This is a genomic window from Bacteroidota bacterium (genome assembly GCA_018266755.1).
GTDB lineage: Bacteria > Bacteroidota > Ignavibacteria > Palsa-1295 > Palsa-1295 > JAFDZW01.
On record JAFDZW010000005.1, the window covers coordinates 1219536 to 1236004 of the forward strand.

16 protein-coding genes are annotated in these 16469 nt (G+C 55.7%); 12 read left to right on the forward strand and 4 right to left on the reverse strand.

Annotated features, from left to right (window positions below):
• Nucleotides 1–86: 86 nt before the first annotated feature.
• Nucleotides 87–770 carry a PorT family protein gene (locus JSS75_09830; GenBank protein MBS1903992.1) on the reverse strand — a complete coding sequence of 228 codons (684 nt, stop codon included), beginning with the start codon at nucleotides 768–770 and terminating at the stop codon, nucleotides 87–89.
• Nucleotides 771–905: 135 nt separating this feature from the next.
• Complete coding sequence (locus JSS75_09835; GenBank protein ID MBS1903993.1) at nucleotides 906–1538, reverse strand: hypothetical protein; 633 nt, start codon at nucleotides 1536–1538, stop codon at nucleotides 906–908.
• A gap of 196 nt (nucleotides 1539–1734) precedes the next feature.
• On the opposite strand from JSS75_09835, the gene carB reads away from it, so the two are divergent.
• From carB to mutS, 5 genes are all read left to right on the forward strand, one after another.
• A complete protein-coding gene (carB, locus tag JSS75_09840; protein MBS1903994.1) occupies nucleotides 1735–3222 on the forward strand; it encodes a carbamoyl-phosphate synthase large subunit in 1488 nt (495 codons plus the stop codon).
• 54 nt (nucleotides 3223–3276) lie between these two features.
• Nucleotides 3277–3738 carry a DinB family protein gene (locus JSS75_09845; protein ID MBS1903995.1) on the forward strand — a complete coding sequence of 154 codons (462 nt, stop codon included), beginning with the start codon at nucleotides 3277–3279 and terminating at the stop codon, nucleotides 3736–3738.
• A gap of 260 nt (nucleotides 3739–3998) precedes the next feature.
• Nucleotides 3999–4427 (forward strand): thioredoxin family protein, encoded by a 429-nt coding sequence (locus tag JSS75_09850; GenBank protein ID MBS1903996.1) that lies wholly within the window; start codon nucleotides 3999–4001, stop codon nucleotides 4425–4427.
• Nucleotides 4428–4584: 157 nt separating this feature from the next.
• Nucleotides 4585–5373 (forward strand): hypothetical protein, encoded by a 789-nt coding sequence (locus JSS75_09855; protein ID MBS1903997.1) that lies wholly within the window; start codon nucleotides 4585–4587, stop codon nucleotides 5371–5373.
• A gap of 197 nt (nucleotides 5374–5570) precedes the next feature.
• Nucleotides 5571–8216 (forward strand): DNA mismatch repair protein MutS, encoded by a 2646-nt coding sequence (gene mutS, locus JSS75_09860; protein MBS1903998.1) that lies wholly within the window; start codon nucleotides 5571–5573, stop codon nucleotides 8214–8216.
• A 23-nt stretch (nucleotides 8217–8239) separates the two neighbouring features.
• Here mutS and JSS75_09865 read toward each other — a convergent pair whose 3' ends face one another.
• Nucleotides 8240–9700: a hypothetical protein gene (locus tag JSS75_09865; protein MBS1903999.1), complete on the reverse strand. Its 1461-nt coding sequence runs from the start codon at nucleotides 9698–9700 to the stop codon at nucleotides 8240–8242.
• An 11-nt stretch (nucleotides 9701–9711) separates the two neighbouring features.
• Complete coding sequence (gene hutH, locus JSS75_09870) at nucleotides 9712–11226, reverse strand: histidine ammonia-lyase (protein MBS1904000.1); 1515 nt, start codon at nucleotides 11224–11226, stop codon at nucleotides 9712–9714.
• Nucleotides 11227–11358: 132 nt separating this feature from the next.
• Here hutH and ygiD point away from each other — a divergent pair, with 132 nt between their 5' ends.
• From ygiD to JSS75_09905, 7 genes are all read left to right on the forward strand, one after another.
• Nucleotides 11359–12222, forward strand: coding sequence for a 4,5-DOPA dioxygenase extradiol (gene ygiD / locus JSS75_09875; GenBank protein ID MBS1904001.1), 864 nt, complete (start codon nucleotides 11359–11361; stop codon nucleotides 12220–12222).
• 184 nt (nucleotides 12223–12406) lie between these two features.
• Nucleotides 12407–12859 carry a hypothetical protein gene (locus tag JSS75_09880; GenBank protein ID MBS1904002.1) on the forward strand — a complete coding sequence of 151 codons (453 nt, stop codon included), beginning with the start codon at nucleotides 12407–12409 and terminating at the stop codon, nucleotides 12857–12859.
• A gap of 4 nt (nucleotides 12860–12863) precedes the next feature.
• Nucleotides 12864–14108, forward strand: a complete 1245-nt coding sequence (gene atpB, locus JSS75_09885) for a F0F1 ATP synthase subunit A (protein ID MBS1904003.1) — start codon at nucleotides 12864–12866, stop codon at nucleotides 14106–14108.
• A 129-nt stretch (nucleotides 14109–14237) separates the two neighbouring features.
• Nucleotides 14238–14465: an ATP synthase F0 subunit C gene (atpE, locus tag JSS75_09890; protein ID MBS1904004.1), complete on the forward strand. Its 228-nt coding sequence runs from the start codon at nucleotides 14238–14240 to the stop codon at nucleotides 14463–14465.
• Nucleotides 14466–14605: 140 nt separating this feature from the next.
• The gene (gene atpF, locus JSS75_09895; protein ID MBS1904005.1) at nucleotides 14606–15097 is read left to right on the forward strand and encodes a F0F1 ATP synthase subunit B; all 492 of its coding nucleotides are present in this window, start codon (nucleotides 14606–14608) and stop codon (nucleotides 15095–15097) included.
• Nucleotides 15098–15106: 9 nt separating this feature from the next.
• Entirely contained in the window at nucleotides 15107–15661 is a 555-nt protein-coding gene (gene atpH, locus JSS75_09900) for an ATP synthase F1 subunit delta (GenBank protein MBS1904006.1), read from the forward strand.
• Nucleotides 15662–15664: 3 nt separating this feature from the next.
• On the forward strand, nucleotides 15665–16450 hold the full coding sequence (locus JSS75_09905) for a hypothetical protein (GenBank protein MBS1904007.1): 786 nt from the start codon (nucleotides 15665–15667) through the stop codon (nucleotides 16448–16450).
• The last annotated feature ends 19 nt before the right edge of the window (nucleotides 16451–16469 follow it).

A 16469-nucleotide genomic window follows, 5' to 3' on the forward strand; every position in this document is an offset into this window, starting at 1 on the left:
TACTCGTTGGGGCACTTCCGCATGACCTCATACAGCTATGGCGCTAGGAGCTATCGCTGTCGGACGAATCGCCTCGCCCTGCGCGCTTACTTGTCGTCTTTCTTCTTGTTGTCGTCGGTATCGAACTGATACTTAAAGCCGAGGTTCACGTGGAAGCCGATGGGCTTACCGTGGTAGCCATCGAGTGTCGGAGCAACGGCAGCAGGCAGCGAAGCACGGTTATCCGTGTTGTAGAGGTCGGTCAGGCCGAGATCGAGATCTGCATCAAGTGTAAAGAACAGAATGTCGAGGCCAAGGCCTCCGCCGACAGCAAGTCCGACAGTCCGATACGCTTTCGATACATCTTTGTTCGTATTGGTATTCGTCGCACTCATCAGGAACGACGGTGTGAGCCCGGCATGAACGTTGATGTTAAAAAGCTGGTCATGCTCCTTCGTCCCGAGGAGTTTCAGCCCGAAGAGCAAGGGTACGCTGAGATATGATAGATTGTCCTTCGCGACAAAGTCGGCAGTGGTTTGGCCGTCGTTGTAGTTCGGCACGGTTACCCCATTCTTCTGCATCATATAATGGATGCCCGGTTCGAAGAAGAAGTGGTTACCAATGCGTCCGTTCACACCCACGCTCCAGCCGATGAGCGTATTGGCAGAGGCATTCGGCGGATCGGTGGATAGGACGAGTGTATTCACACCAAGTACCGGGTTGATCATGAACTGGGCGTTGGCGGCGACGGCAGTGGCAACGACAATAGTAAGAGCGATGAGCGTTCTCATGGTGGCGGTTGATTATTCAAGTCAATACAATCCTTCTGCTGCAATTCCAGTGCCAAAAAATCGGTCATCCTCGTCCAAAAACGAACACGGCCCCGAATTCGGGGCCATGTTCTGATAATCATTCATGTGAATACGTCACTTGATCGAATAACTCTCAAGCATGATCGAGCCCATCTGATCGAGATCGGCCTCGACGAGCCCAACCCCTTTCGCGAAGTAATACGTGCCCCCGAGCGTTTCGCTGAGGCCCTGGAAGCTGAAGGAGTAGACGAGATGTAGTACAATGACGTCGTTGTACGTATGTCCGAGGACGGTGATCGACTGCCCTTGGAGTGAATCGACGTATGTATAGTGTGTTGGGATACCGGTCGAGGTGATATCAAATGACCACCGTGCATTCGGCGTAATGTCAAGCCCCTCGATCTCTTGCGTACTGATGGCGGGACTGATATTGATGCCGACGAGCTTATTGCCGATCCACCGGGCATAGGCGACCGCGCCGGTGTTGGTCTGGAGTTTCTTCCAGTCTTTACCGCCGATCACCGAATCCCCGGAGGCAGTCTGGGTATAACTCTGAATGCCGGTATATGTCCAGGTCGATCCTTCGGTCAGCGGGTAGTATGAGTCGCTGGTATTCTGGTTCGGCGTTTGCGGCGCCGAGAACGGATCACTTGGCGAGTCAGGCGCAGTACTACTATTTGAGCTACATCCGGTTACAATGCCGGCGCACACGATTGCCGCCAGCATGGCTATATGCTTGATGTTCATGATTTGTTTTGATGATGATGAATACGGCTCAAATATACACCTGCCTACTTCGACTTCCATAGAAAGTGGGCATACGTTGAGAACGACTCGTCACTCCTCGATCTCACCGCTCACGTTGAAATATGACTCATTGGAGAATCTGCATGACCTACTTTCGATGATTCGGTGTTCTCTCCGGTCGTATTTTTGTACGAATATGCCAAAACGGACAGACATTAAGTCGATCTTGATCATTGGCTCGGGACCTATCGTCATCGGGCAAGCATGTGAATTCGATTATTCGGGTGCGCAGGCCTGTAAGGTCTTACGCGAAGAAGGTTACCGGGTCATCCTGGTCAACTCCAACCCCGCGACGATCATGACCGACCCCGAGATGGCCGATGCCACGTATATCGAACCGATCACGCCGGAATATATCGAGGCCATCATCGCCAAAGAGAAGCCCGACGCCATCCTGCCGACGATGGGCGGACAAACCGCCCTCAACGCCGCCATGGCCCTGCACCGTCGCGGCACGCTCGAGAAATACGGCGTCGAACTCATCGGCGCGAAGCCCGACGCCATCAAGCGCGCCGAGGACCGCGAGGAGTTTATGGAAACGATGCGCTCGATCAACCTCGAAATGGCGCGCGGCGGATTTGTCCATACGGTCGAAGAAGCGCTCGAGCTCATCGAGATGGTCGGCTTCCCGACCATCATTCGTCCGAGCTTCACGCTTGGCGGGACGGGCGGCGGCATCGCTTATAATCTTGAGGAATTCAAAGAGGTCGTCCAGAAGGGCTTGGATGCATCGCCGGTGACGCAGGTACTTGTAGAAGAGTCGGTGCTCGGGTGGAAGGAGTACGAGCTCGAGGTGATGCGCGACCTCGCCGATAACGTCGTGATCATCTGCTCGATCGAGAACTTCGATCCGATGGGTGTGCATACCGGCGACTCGATCACCTGTGCCCCGGCACAGACACTCACCGACAAAGAGTATCAGATGATGCGCGACGCCGCCATCAAGATCATCCGCGCCATCGGCGTCGAGACGGGCGGCTCGAACATCCAGTTCGCGCTCAACCCCGAGAACGGCCGACTGCTCATCATCGAGATGAACCCGCGCGTCTCGCGCTCGTCGGCACTTGCCTCGAAGGCGACCGGCTTCCCGATCGCGAAGATCGCCGCAAAGCTCGCGATCGGCTATACGCTCGACGAGATCCCGAACGACATCACCAAGACGACTCCTGCGTCGTTCGAGCCGGTGATCGATTATACGGTCGTGAAGATCCCACGCTGGGACTTCGAGAAGTTCAAGGGCATCGGCGCATCGAGTTCGCAGCTTGGCGTGCAGATGAAATCCGTCGGCGAGGTGATGGCATTCGGCCGCACGTTCAAAGAAGCCTTCCAAAAAGCCATCCGCTCGCTCGAACAAGGCCGCAACGGCTTCGGCGCCGACGGCAAGGACGAGTTCGATATCGATGCGATGAACGACGCCGAAAAGGCACGCACACTCCTCATCGTCAAAGAGCGCCTCGGCATGCGGCGCTCGGACATGATCTTTACCGTCCGCTACGCGATCAAGCTCGGTATGACGAATGCGGAGATCTTCGAGATCACGAAGATCGACCCGTGGTTCATCAACCAACTCGAGCAGATCGTCAGAAGAGAGAACGAGCTTCGCGCCGCAGCGAAAGCTGCCTAAGGTCTCCGCGAATGTGCATATATTGATGGTGCCGTTCATAGGCACCATCCGTATATGCAAAACACATCGTACATTTTCGATCTCGATAAGTTCTTCGACGGCGGTAACCACTGGCAGGCCGGCTTATATCAACTCATCGAACCGCTGACTGCCGAACAGGCGCTATGGAAACCGGCACCCGACCGGCACTCCATCTGGGAAGCACTACTTCACGTTAACTTCTGGAAGCAATATGCGATTGCCTATTTGCGCGGCGAAGAAAAGCCGGACGCAAATGCAGGCAATTGGGCGATGCCACCCGCTGGCGCCACCGACGCCGACTGGCAGACAGAACTCACACGTACACGGACGTTGCACGAAGGACTCAAGACGGTGATCGCCGCTCTCGGGGAGAACATCTCGGATACCGAGTCGAAACCATCGAACTACATCCGCCAGATCATCTGCCACGACGCCTACCACGCCGGACAAATCGGCCTGCTGCGTGTATTGCAGGGCCTGAAACCGATCGAGTAGTACGGTCGTAGCCTTTCTGCCGGTAGTGGCTCAATTTACTTTGTTTACTACACCGTCATTCTGAGCGAAGCGAAGAATCCCTCGATGAAACGCAGTAACGCTCCGCCGAATGGATTCTTCGCGACGTGTACGCTGAGCACAGCGAATGCGTTCAGAATGACAGTGATATCGTCAGAACCGAGCCACCACCCGGCGGCCAGCCATGAAACCCTTTTTCCTTCGATGCGTTAAATTGGGTGAGTATATATTTGTTGACACGTATGAAAAAGAGTTTGATCGGTTTCTCGGCACTGGTTCTGATGCTCGGTGCGCTTACCGCGCAGGCCGAAGTTCATTTTAAAGATCTTTCCTTCAAAGACGCACAGGCGCAGGCGAAGAAGGAGCACAAGATCATCATGATCGACTATTACACGAACTGGTGCGGTTGGTGCAAACGGCTCGATAAGGATGTCTATGCCAAGGACGAAGTCGGCTTCTATGCCGATTCCAATATCGTCTCGCTGAAGTTGAATGCCGAACAAGGCGAAGGCGTGACGCTTGCGCGCGATTCGAAGATCATGGGCTACCCGACGATCATTTTTTATAATGAGAACGGCGAAGAGATCCATCGTCAGGTCGGCTATCAGGTCGCGAAAGATTTTCTCGTAACGCTGCATACTGCCGTCAGCAAGAACAAACACGCGAACTGAGACTCGAAACCGAAGGTTTTCTAACATGACGCCGGACGCAACTTTCGCGCCCGGCGTTTTTTTGTCCGGGTGACAGATTATTCACCTCGGCAGTTGTAACATCTTCCACCCGAGCGTGTTATTACTCGGAGTGATTCACATTCATCATTCATCGCTTATGGTAGTGTCTTTTCGTTTCGGTCGTGTGATGTTCTTCTGTGCGGCGCTTGCAGTGCTTGCAACCGCAGCCCATGCACAGATGAGCAAGGTGGTGGCTCTCGTCAAGGGTGAGATCCATAACCAATCCGGCTCCCCCGTTGCCGACGTTCAGATCCAAGTGTACAAAGGTTCGGAGAAGGTGAACAACACCAAGTCCACCGTCGAAGGCAAGTTTCAGATGATCCTGCAGCCGGGCACAGATTACAAACTCATCTGCACGAACTCGAAGTATTATTATCTCGAACAGGTGCTCTCGATCCCCGCGCTCGAGAAGTATAAAGAAGTCCCCGTCAGCGTCTCGATGCGCAGCCTCGAACTCAACTCGCCATTCCCGTTCAGCGATCTTGTGTTCGAGCCGAAAAGCTCGACCGTATCACCGAAGGTCACATCGGAGCTGGACATGATCGCCGCGCAGATGAAGCGTAATTCGAAAATTGCGCTGAAGGTTACCGTCTATCCCGATATGGCCGCCAGCGGTAAGGCAGCCGCCGCTCAGGACGAACTCGCCACCGCGCGTAAGAATGCCATCTCGGGATATTTCCTCGGCAAAGGACTTAGCTCATCTAACGTGACGGTCGCTACCTCTACGGCATTCGGCCCGGGGAAGTTCGAGCGCATGGTCACTATGGATGAACCCGCGCCGGCAAAAGGCAAAAAGGCCCCCAAGAAGAAAAAGGGAAAGGCTCCTGCCCCGGTAAAAATGAAGGTCCCCCAAACGGCTGATGTCGTCATGGAAGTCAACGGCTAAGAGCGTTCGATTCTATTTCCGAAGGGCGGCCGTCATGGCTGCCCTTTTTTTTATTTGCCCCCTCGAAAGACAACCGCCCGAAGTTTCGTTTGACCGTTTTCGCCGGGCGGCTGTTGTAAATTTGCGTTTCGATCATCTTATAGGCACCACACGACATGGCGCGCGCCAAGGAGACATCCGAGAAACAAACCCCGCTCATGCAGCAATACACCGCGATCAAGTCGCGGTATCCGGATACGGTGCTGTTCTTTCGCATGGGCGATTTTTTTGAGACCTTCGGTGCGGACGCCGTGATCACGTCGAAGGTGGCCGGCATCACGCTTACCAAACGAAATAACGGCGCTGCCGGCGATATCGAACTCGCAGGTTTCCCCCACCACCAGATCGACAACTACCTCCCGAAGATGATCCGGGCCGGGTATCGCGTTGCCGTCTGCGAGCAGCTCGAGGATCCGAAACTCGCCAAAGGGATCGTCAAACGCGACGTAGTCGAAGTGGTTACGCCTGGAGTACAGCTATCCGAGAAGCTATTAGAAACCGGACGAAATACGTACGTCGGTGCGATTGTCCACGTCGCGGATCGCGTCGGTCTTGCGTTCGCCGACATATCGACGGGCGAATTTTCCGCAGGCGAACTTCGCGCGACCGATCTTGGGAATGAACTGGTCTCGCTCGGACTACGTGAGCTGCTGGTGAGCCGGCGTGACAAGAGCGACGTCGAGCAAGCGGCATACTATTTGATGCTCGACGAGAAGCCGCTCCTGACCGTTCGCGAAGAGTGGGCGTTCCAGGTCGATACTGCCCGAAAGCTGCTCCTCGATCATTTCAAGACCCAGTCGCTCAAAGGGTTCGGCCTCGAAGAACTCACACTCGCGACCACTGCCGCCGGGGTGGTGCTCGATTACCTTCGTGAGACAAGGTCCGCTACGGCCCTCTCGCACCTGACAGCGCTGCGTGTACACAACACGACGACGCAGTTGGTCCTCGATCAATCGACCCGTCGCAATCTCGAAGTGTTCTTTTCGTTCGAAGGCGACCAGAAAACGGGTTCGCTGTTCGGGGTGCTCAATGAAACAAAAACGGCGATGGGCGAACGGCTGCTCCGCCGCTGGCTTGCGTCGCCGCTTCGCGACCGAACCGAACTCATACGCCGTCAGGACGCACTTGCACTCACTATTGGGGCAAATACATCGCGCGAAGACCTGCGGCAACTCCTCGCCGAACTCGGCGACCTCGAACGGCTTGCGGGGCGATTTGCAAGTGCGCGCCAACTTTCTCCGCGCGATTTCATCTCGCTCAAGCACACACTCTGGCGCATCCCCGACATCAAGCAATCGATCGAGACCATTTCGAATTTCGCTGCGCCGACCGACGAAGGTTCGAACCGCAGCGAGTTACTCGAACGAATCGCCTCGGAGCTGAATACGCTTCCCGACCTCGCCGAGCAGATCGACCGAACGATCGACCCGGAAGCCCCCGCTTCGGCAAATGCACTCGGCGTAATCCGTGACGGAGCTCACGCCGAACTCGACGAATTGCGCAGTCTCTCTCGTTCGAGCAAAACGCATCTCGTCAATATCCAGACTCGCGAACGGGAGCGGACCGGCATCTCCTCGCTCAAAGTGGACTTCAATAATGTGTTCGGATACTACATCGAAGTATCGAATGCTCATCGTGCAAAGGTCCCGACCGATTACGAACGCAAACAGACCCTCACCTCGAGCGAACGATACATCACGCCCGAGCTCAAAGAATACGAACAGAAAATTTTCGGCGCCGAAGAGCGAATGGTCTCGATCGAGACGACTCTCGTCGCTCAGCTTCGAGCCGTCGTGATCGCTCACATGGACGCACTCCAGCAGAATGCGGCGTTGCTTGCTGTGGCTGATGTGATTCAATCGCTTGCAACGATCGCCTCGCGCAGTTTCTGGGTGCGGCCCGAATTTTCCGACGGCGAGGACCTCGTAATCGACCAAGGGCGGCACCCGGTCGTCGAGCGATCGCTGCCGTTCGGCGAACGCTTCGTGCCGAACTCGGTGAAGTTCAAAACCGGGTCGAAAGAGTTTTATATTATCACCGGACCGAACATGGCCGGTAAGTCTGTCTTTTTGCGACAGACGGGTATTATCGCGCTGCTCGCGCACATCGGTTCGTTCGTCCCGGCGTCAAAATGCAAGATGCCGATTCTCGACCGCATCTTTACACGAGTCGGTGCCGGCGATAATCTTTCACGCGGCGAATCGACATTCCTCGTGGAGATGAACGAAGCGGCGAATATTCTCAATAATGCCACGAAAGATTCGCTCTTGCTCTTCGACGAGCTTGGCCGAGGTACCTCCACGTTCGACGGCCTTTCGATCGCATGGGCGATCAGCGAATATATCCACGATTCCATCCCCGGCGCGAAGACACTCTTCGCAACGCACTACCACGAGCTCAACGCGCTCGCCGACCGATTCGAGCATATCGGCAATCTCAAAGTAGAGGTACGCGAAGCCGACGGCAAGGTGCATTTTCTCCATAAGATCACGAGCGGCTCGGCGGATCACTCGTATGGTATCGAGGTGGCGGCGATGGCGGGAATCCCCCCGGAAGTCATCGACCGTGCCCGCGAGATTGTGCATGAACTCGAAGAGACCGAACTGAAGATTGCCGAATCGAATATACAGCGTTCGATTCCGTTTCCACCCGCACGCAAATCGGCACAAACGCAAGAACACGAACCAATGCTCGATGAGCACGCAATACAGACGATCGATGAAATTCGCTCGATCGATGTCAATGCGCTCACCCCGTTGGAGGCTCTGGCACGGCTTGCGCAGTGGAAGCAACGCTTAGACTGATCCTGCGGACGACCGAGACTACACTATTCCTCTTCCTCGTCTTCTGCGTATTCATCGGATTGAATACGACCGGTGACATCTTTCAAGGCGACCCATTTTTCACTTAGGTACGGAATATATTCGCTCGCGGTAACGAACGTCCAGAGGTACGCAACGATCGAATAGAGCTCGCCGATCGTAAAGCGGTCGAGATCGAGCGAGATATAGAGCGTCGCAAGGAACATGATCAGCAGCAGAAAACGCAGGATTCCATACCCGCCTGCCTGCAGATTCGAGAAGCGAATCTCGAGCCCGGAGATGTCGGTATAGTACTTGCGGATCGCTTTGGGGTCCTTGGTCGCAAACGTATTATACTCCTGCTCATGCATGTCGTTGAGCTGCGACTGAATGCGGGCGATCCGCCGCATATACAACCGGCTGGAGCCGGTGACCAGCAGCACGAGCCCCGATCCGACAAGCGCAAGCCGCCAATCGAAGATCGCAAGTGCACTGATCGCTCCGACCACGTTAATGATCTGCTCGATGAATTCGGGCAGATTGTATTGGAAGAACTCGATATTCTGCCATGCAAGCGCACTGCGCCCGGCGATCTTCGAGAGATCCTCGCCTTTATGTAATTGGGTTGCGACGACCGAGCTCGAAAGATCGGCAAACATGCGCGTATACACCTTCGTATCGTAGACACGGCGAATTCCGCCGACGATCGAGCTCACGACAAATAGCAACAACCATGGGATCAATGGCAGAATAAACGGCTGAAGGACACGCGGCAACGAGAACGATACCGGCTCTTTCTTTCTCTTGCCGATGATCTGACGGCGTTCGCGCGGACGTTTCTTGAACGCTTTTCGAAGCGAGTCGCGCTTCGATTCCTGTGTGCTCTTGCCGACGAGGGTGCCGCTCTTGACGAGTTTACTGATCGTGTCGCGTGTCCCGAGTGTCTTGAAGAGGTTCTCGGAGAGCACGGGCGGGATCGTGGTATCGTCGAGTGCACGGCGAACGGACGAGTCGAAAAACGAACGCTCGAGTTTTCTGATGTTCCGGTCGAGCGATATCTTCAGCGAATCGCGCTTGTGTCGGCGAAGCCGTTCGCGCGGTGTGGGCTGAGTTCGCTGAAACCGGTGTGGCGTCGGGTGGAAATCGGCAAGGACGACAGGTGTACCGAAGGCGGTGCGTTCATGCGACGGATATTCCCCGTCGTCTCTCCAGGATGTTTCCTCTGCAAGCGAATCGGCTTCGATCACAGAGTCGCGGCGCGAGAGCGAATCGAGGATCACATCGCGCAACGAGTCGATCGTTTGCTGCAGGATCGCATTCGTGACGCTGGAGTCGACCTCATTTTCGATCCGATTCGCATCGCGCAGGTCGTCGATCGCCTGACCGAAAATATACGGTTCGGCGATGAAGGTCACGTTCTCGACGATCACCAGCGTGAACGCAAGAATAATAGCCCAGCGATATTTCTTAAAGAGTAATCGGATCATGAGAGGTCGCGCTAGCGATCCACGCTCTTCACGAACGACGGTTGTGCAATGAGCCGCTTGACAGCGGCAATATCGATCGATGTATTACGATCTTCTCCGAGATGCGGCACGACCGAGCGAACGGCCGAATATGCCGCACCGCTGCCCGTACCCGGCTTGAGCGGTGCAAGGAAGTCGATGCCCTGCGCAGCGGCAAGCATTTCGATCGCGATCACCGTCTCGACGTTATCGACAACCGACTGTAATTTTAAGGCCGCCACCGAACCCATCGAGTTGTGATCTTCCTGATTCGCGCTCGTCGGGATCGAATCGACGCTCGCAGGATGTGCAAGTACTTTGTTCTCGCTCACAAGCGCAGCGGCGGTGTACTGTGCGATCATCAATCCCGAATGTAACCCTCCGTGTTCGGTAAGGAATCGGGGCAGCCCGAAGTTCAGTGCACCGTTGACCAATCGCTCGGTACGGCGTTCGCTGATATTCGCAAGTTCGGAAAGACAGATCGCCAGATAATCGAGCGGCATCGCAACCGGCTCGCCGTGGAAGTTGCCGCCTTCGAGATGCATGCGTTCTTCCGGGATGATCAGCGGATTATCGGTCGCCGAGTTGATCTCCGTCGACAGGATGCGTTCGACGAATGCGATCGTATCTCGTACCGCGCCATGCACCTGCGGGATGCAGCGCAGGGAATATGCGTCCTGCACTCGCGAATCGTTCTCCAGATGCGAGGTACGAATCTCGCTGTCCGCCGTCAGACGCAGCATGTGTTCGGCCACAAACCGCTGGCCGGTGTGCGGACGTGCATCGGAGAGCCCTGCATTGAATGCTTTGTCCGTCGCGCGAAGCGCTTCGAACGACATCGACGCCGCAATATCTGCAAGATCGGCCAACCGCTGTGCCTTCATAAGTGAAAGCGAACCGAGCGCCGACATCATCTGCGTACCGTTAATCAGTGCGAGACCTTCCTTCGCGCCGAGACGGAGCGGTTCGATACCGAACTTCGTGAGTGCTTCGGATGCCGGCATCGTACGCTCTCCGACCGTCACATCGCCCTCGCCTGTGAGCGCAAGCGCGAGATGCGACAGTGGTGCAAGATCGCCCGACGAGCCGACACTTCCGCGCGACGGGATCACCGGTAGAATATCGTGGCGCAGGAATGCGAGCAACTGCTCGATGACCACTTCACGTACGCCCGAATATCCTTTCGCCAAGGCATTTGCCCTCAGAAGCAGCATGGCACGCACAACCTCGGGCACAAGCGGCGTACCCGTACCTGCAGAATGCGAACGAAGAAGATTCTGCTGCAGCGATTCGATATCGGCCCGAGGAATGACGACGTTGGCAAATTCGCCGAACCCGGTCGTAACCCCGTAAATGACTTCGCCGTGTTCAACCCATTCTTCGACAAGTGCACGCGATGCCCGCACACGGACTCGGGATGCGTCGGAAAGAGCAATTTCGGTGATCTCGCGTCTGGCGACGCGTTCGACGTCGGCGATCAAAAGGCTGTTGCCGTCAAGAAGTAGCACGAGTGCTCGAAGAATCTGAAAGGCTCAAAAGGCGGCACAGAGGCATTGGGTTCCGCCCCGCCCCAGAACTCCTATTTGTAGAGCTCTACGCCAGAGAAACTATCGCCGTGCATTCCTCGTATATGTAGCTACATGGATCGAAGAAGGTTTATCACAAGCATGGCAGCAGGAGCGGCAGTGGCGATGACGACACGTGAAATGGCGGCACAAATTTCCGATATAAAGACCGAGCGCATGCCTGTGGTATTCATGGGTCACGGAAGCCCGATGAATACGCTTGAGGATAACGAGTACACTCGCACCTGGCACACGATCGCCGCCTCCATCCCGACGCCGAAGGCCATCCTGTGTATTTCCGCACATTGGCTCACGCATGGCACTGCGGTCACCGCAATGGAACACCCGAAAACCATCCACGACTTTTACGGTTTCCCGGAATCGCTCTCGAAGTTCGAATACCCGGCTCCCGGCTCTCCCGAATGGGCCGCAGAAACCCGCAAGCAAATCCATTCGACCGATGTGATCCTCGACAAACAGGAATGGGGTCTCGATCACGGAACATGGTCGGTGCTCGCACAGATGTACTCCAAAGCCAACATCCCGGTGTATCAGCTCTCGATCGATTTTTACAAAGGCGGCCAGTATCACTATGATCTCGGCAAAGAACTGCGCGCACTGCGCGAGCGCGGGGTGCTCATTATGGGCTCGGGGAACGTCGTACATAACCTTCGGCTGATCCGTTGGGAAGGCGGAGCCTACGAGTGGGCAACGGAATTCGACTCCAAAGTAAAAGAACTGCTCGATAAGGGCGATCATCAATCATTAATCGACTATAAAAACCTCGGGAAAGCCGCCGAACTCTCTGTCCCGACACCGGACCACTACTTCCCGCTTCTCTACACGATGGGTGCCGCAGATCAGAAGGATACCCACACCTATTTCAACGAAGGCGCCGACCTCGGTTCGATGTCGATGCGGTGCGTACTCTGGAAATAGAACCGAACCCGAAAGATTCTTCCATAAAATTAGTGGCGTGGTAAAAAATGGGGAACTTGACCCCAGAAAGGTTATACCCATTCCGTACTTTTTTGAAACAAAAGGCCCCCTATTTTTCGTTTAGGGAGGCTGTATATCGAACGCTATATCGTCTCTATTATTCTACCACTAAACGGAGTATAACGTGAGCGCACTCGCAGAAGCAATTGAACTCATTCGGCCGCAGGACTCGGAGCGGCTTCTGAGCCGTGAGGCGACGAAATATTTCGTCGTATGGTTTTCTGCGCTGACCGTCGTCCTCTACGGTGCCGGTTCGATCGCGTTGTTTCAGTGGGCTGAGAGTTCCTATCGCATCGCCTGCTACGTTGGCATGGGCTTGTGCACGGTGACGAGCCTCTTTAGCTTCATCCTTACCGAATGGGCCATCGAACACAAGTCGAACGAACTGTTCCTTGGCGTGGCACTCGGCTCGATCTTCGTACGTCTGTTCACCCTGCTCTTCGCATTCGCCATCGGCGAATTCCTGCTGAAGCTCAATGTCATGGGAATGGTGACGGGCATGTTCGTCGCGTATTTTTCCTACCTTGTCGTCGAGTTGGCGTATTTTCACAAGAAACAACTCGTACGCGGACAGTAACCCCATGAAGAGAATTTACCTCGTCGCAGCGATCGTCCTTTCCCTGCTTTCAGGCAGAGCGTTCGCGGCCGACGAGCACCAGAATACCCCTGCCACGGGGAATGCCGTATCGACAGAACAACATCCGGCCGCTGTAACTGCGGCCGAGGGGCCGAAGGCAGAAGCCACGGCCACTCCCGAAAAAGAACAAACCGAAGAAGAGCACGAAGCCGATATCTTCACTAACGGCAAACCCGACGCTCAGAAGATTTTCGGTCTGGTGCTTGAGCACTTGCACGACACCTACGAGTTGCACTTCTTCAGCGCCAAGGTGCCGCTGCCGATCCTTTTCAAGGACGACCAAGGCTTTCATTTCTTCCCGAGCCTCGAAGCACTGGAGCATTCCGGTGAGTACGAAGTAAAGGGCTTGCATGCCCTCGAAGAAGAAAAGAAGCTCTCGCAGTTCTTCAAGGTTGCCCCGTTCAAGCGTGTCGACGGCAAGCAGATGGGCACATTTTGGGATTTTTCGATCACGGCAAACGTCTTTTGGATGCTGATGTCGTTTGTCCTCGTCCTCTTGCTTGCAGTCATCGCCGGCAATAAGGCCAAGAAGAACCTCGTTCCGAAAGGCACTCAGAATGTTGTCGAGACGATGGTCGTCTACGTTCGTGACGAGATCGTCGCCCCGAACATCGAAGGCTCATGGCGCGATCGCTCGCTGCCCTACTTCCTGACAATCTTCCTGTTCATCTTCATGATGAACCTCCTGGGTCTCGTGCCGCTGACAAAGACCCCGACGGGTGCAATTGCCGTCACGATGGCGCTGGCACTCTGCACGTTCGTTCTGACCCAGATCGCGGGTATCCGCGCCATGGGTCTCGGCGAGTATCTGAAGCACTTTACCGGCGGGATGCTGGATATGGACCTTCCGATCGCGATCAAGATCCCGCTGATTGCGATCATGACCCCGATCGAAGTGATCGGCCTGTTCACAAAGCCGTTCGCGCTGATGGTTCGTTTGTTCGCGAACATGACGGCAGGCCATATCGTGATCGGCGCGCTGATCGGCCTCGCGATCTTGTTCCAGTCGGTAATCGTTGGATTTTCGGTGAGCGTGCCGTTCGCACTCTTCATCTATCTGCTAGAGTTGTTAGTCGCATTTATTCAGGCGTACGTCTTTACCACCCTCTCGGCAGTGTTCGTCGGCATGATGGCCCACGAGCATCACCATGAGGAGGGCGAGCACCACGCCGAGGCAGCGGCGCATTAAGCGCCACCGCCGGCAACGCCGCCCCGAAGGGTGACGCTCTGCGGGGACGGGAGCCCGAATGGGCAGGAAATTGTTATTGAAAATCAGTAGTAGTATTCACGTTATTATTATAGCAGAAGGATCACAACCATGACCCCATCCGCATTCGCATATATGGCAGCAGGACTTGGCGCAGCGCTCGCAGTCGTTGGTGCCGGCCTCGGTATCGGTAAGCTCGCTACGGCCGCCCTTGAGGCATCGGGCCGTCAGCCGGAGTTCGCCGGCGGTATCCGTACGACGATGATCATCGCCGCCGCCCTTATCGAAGGTGTCACGCTGTTCGCGCTCGTTATCTGCATTATCCTCGCAGGTAAGTAAGCGAACCCCGCTTCGGTTTTGAAGGAAATAGACGCTCGGGGTTTCGCGTAAACCCTGAGCGTCTGTGTGTTTTCAACGAGGTGTCCCGGCGGCTCGCCCCTGCGTGCCCACGGGTTGCCACATCTACACGTTCTACCGCTATGCTCGAGATCAATCCGGGATTATCGATCTGGACCTTCATCATTTTCGGCGCCCTCCTGCTGCTCCTGAGCCGCATGGCATGGAAGCCGATCCTCAATTCACTCCGGACCCGCGAGAAAGCCATCGCGGACTCGCTCGCCAAGGCCGAACAGGTCCAACTCGAGGCCGAGCGCATGATTGCAGAGAACGAGCGCCAGCGCAAGATCAACGAAGAAGAGATCCAGCGCCAGTTGCGCGAGGGAAAAGAGTATGCAGAGCGTATGCGTGCCGAGCTCACTGCAAAAGCGCAGGACGAGGCTCGCAAGATGCTCGAAGCCGCCAAGGCTCAGATCGAACGCGATACCAAGACGGCGATCGCCCAGCTTCGCAACGAGGCGGCCGACCTCGCCATTGCCGCTGCCGGCAAACTGCTCGACGAATCGATGGACAATGCGAAGCATCGTCAGGTCGTCGAGAAGTTCATCTCGCAGATCCCCAGCCAGCAGAACTAATACCGCACCATGGACAGCCGCATCAGCCAACGCTACGCCATCGCTCTGATGGATATCGGCACCCAAAAGAAGGTCGTCGATACCCTCGCGAAGGATATGGCAATGATTCTCGATACGTTGCACGGCTCGTCGGAGCTTCGCTCCATGCTGTCGTCGCCGGTGATCCGCCCGGATATTAAGCGCAAGGTCCTCGACGAGATTTTCGGCTCACGCGTCTCGAAGGATGTCATCGTCTTCGTGGACCTGTTGATTCGCAAAGGCCGTGCCTCGCTGCTGGCGGGCGTCGCAGAAGAATTTCAGAAGCTGCTCGATACCGATACCGGTGTAGTGAACGCCGATATCACCAGCGCAAGCGAGCTCGACGAGAAGGAACGCAATGCCATTGTCACGAAGCTGCATACAATGGTGAAGCTCACGGTACGTGCGCGCTTTCACGTCGATGCGTCGATCCGTGGCGGCTTCGTCGCCAAAGTCGGCGATACGCTCATCGACGCAAGCTTGCAGCACCAGCTCGAGAATCTTCGCGAGGAGTGGAAACAAGCCACCTTCACGCACGTGAACTGAGGAATGAATCGTCATTCCCGTCTTGTGCGCAATTGTTCGGCAGCACTGGCTCTTGCCCTTGCTGCCACCTTGTTCATTGACCCGGCATTGCTGAACGCTCAGCAAGCGCCGAAAAAGAAGAAGCGAAAGAAGTCCCACTTCCATCTGTCGGTCGATTCCGCGGCGCATTTTTTGCCCTCGCGTAGTTTCGGCCCGCACACAGTCGGGGGATATTTCTTCCCCGACAGAAAAGGGGCGACCTGGACGATCCTGACGGTGCAAACCGTTCTTAACGACTCCACAAAGGTCGTGCGCCGGGACTCGGTAATCAACCGCGAAGTGGTTGTCGATACCGCTTCGTATTCGCTTCAGGGGCTGCCGCTGATCAAGTGCCAAGACCGTGCCTACAAACCGCACGGAACAGACACGGCAACCACCGATGTGTTCTACTACGTAGACGACTCGGTGGCGATGACGGTGTTCAACAACTCCGTCTCGCATCAGCTCAATAAGATCTTTTTAGTGTCGCCGCTCGAGATCGGCAACCGGTGGCACGATAAATACGGCGATTCGGTCCAGACTGTAATCGCCGGGTACGCAGATTCGGTCATCACACCGATGGGCCGATTCGATAGCGTGCTGGTCACGTTGACTCGGATGGGTCATGCGGACCTGCGAAAGTTTTTTGCTCGTGGTTATGGCGTCGTCAAGACGATCTTCCGTTCTCCGGGGCCGTCCGGACACGGGATCATCATCATCGAAGCAACGATGACCGAGTGCCGACGCCCCGACACGCGCAGTGACGAATAACGAACAACAGAAGCAAAAC

What these genes read in the sequence shown, in the direction of transcription:
- JSS75_09855 (MBS1903997.1), top strand. Translation starts at nt 4,585, where the DNA reads ATGGTAGTGTCTTTTCGTTTCGGTCGTGTGATGTTCTTCTGTGCGGCG.
- JSS75_09865 (MBS1903999.1), bottom strand. Translation starts at nt 9,700, where the DNA reads ATGATCCGATTACTCTTTAAGAAATATCGCTGGGCTATTATTCTTGCG.
- JSS75_09830 (MBS1903992.1), bottom strand. Translation starts at nt 770, where the DNA reads ATGAGAACGCTCATCGCTCTTACTATTGTCGTTGCCACTGCCGTCGCC.
- ygiD (MBS1904001.1), top strand. Translation starts at nt 11,359, where the DNA reads ATGGATCGAAGAAGGTTTATCACAAGCATGGCAGCAGGAGCGGCAGTG.
- JSS75_09845 (MBS1903995.1), top strand. Translation starts at nt 3,277, where the DNA reads ATGCAAAACACATCGTACATTTTCGATCTCGATAAGTTCTTCGACGGC.
- atpE (MBS1904004.1), top strand. Translation starts at nt 14,238, where the DNA reads ATGACCCCATCCGCATTCGCATATATGGCAGCAGGACTTGGCGCAGCG.
- JSS75_09850 (MBS1903996.1), top strand. Translation starts at nt 3,999, where the DNA reads ATGAAAAAGAGTTTGATCGGTTTCTCGGCACTGGTTCTGATGCTCGGT.
- atpF (MBS1904005.1), top strand. Translation starts at nt 14,606, where the DNA reads ATGCTCGAGATCAATCCGGGATTATCGATCTGGACCTTCATCATTTTC.
- JSS75_09835 (MBS1903993.1), bottom strand. Translation starts at nt 1,538, where the DNA reads ATGAACATCAAGCATATAGCCATGCTGGCGGCAATCGTGTGCGCCGGC.
- atpB (MBS1904003.1), top strand. Translation starts at nt 12,864, where the DNA reads ATGAAGAGAATTTACCTCGTCGCAGCGATCGTCCTTTCCCTGCTTTCA.
- atpH (MBS1904006.1), top strand. Translation starts at nt 15,107, where the DNA reads ATGGACAGCCGCATCAGCCAACGCTACGCCATCGCTCTGATGGATATC.
- JSS75_09905 (MBS1904007.1), top strand. Translation starts at nt 15,665, where the DNA reads ATGAATCGTCATTCCCGTCTTGTGCGCAATTGTTCGGCAGCACTGGCT.
- mutS (MBS1903998.1), top strand. Translation starts at nt 5,571, where the DNA reads ATGCAGCAATACACCGCGATCAAGTCGCGGTATCCGGATACGGTGCTG.
- carB (MBS1903994.1), top strand. Translation starts at nt 1,735, where the DNA reads ATGCCAAAACGGACAGACATTAAGTCGATCTTGATCATTGGCTCGGGA.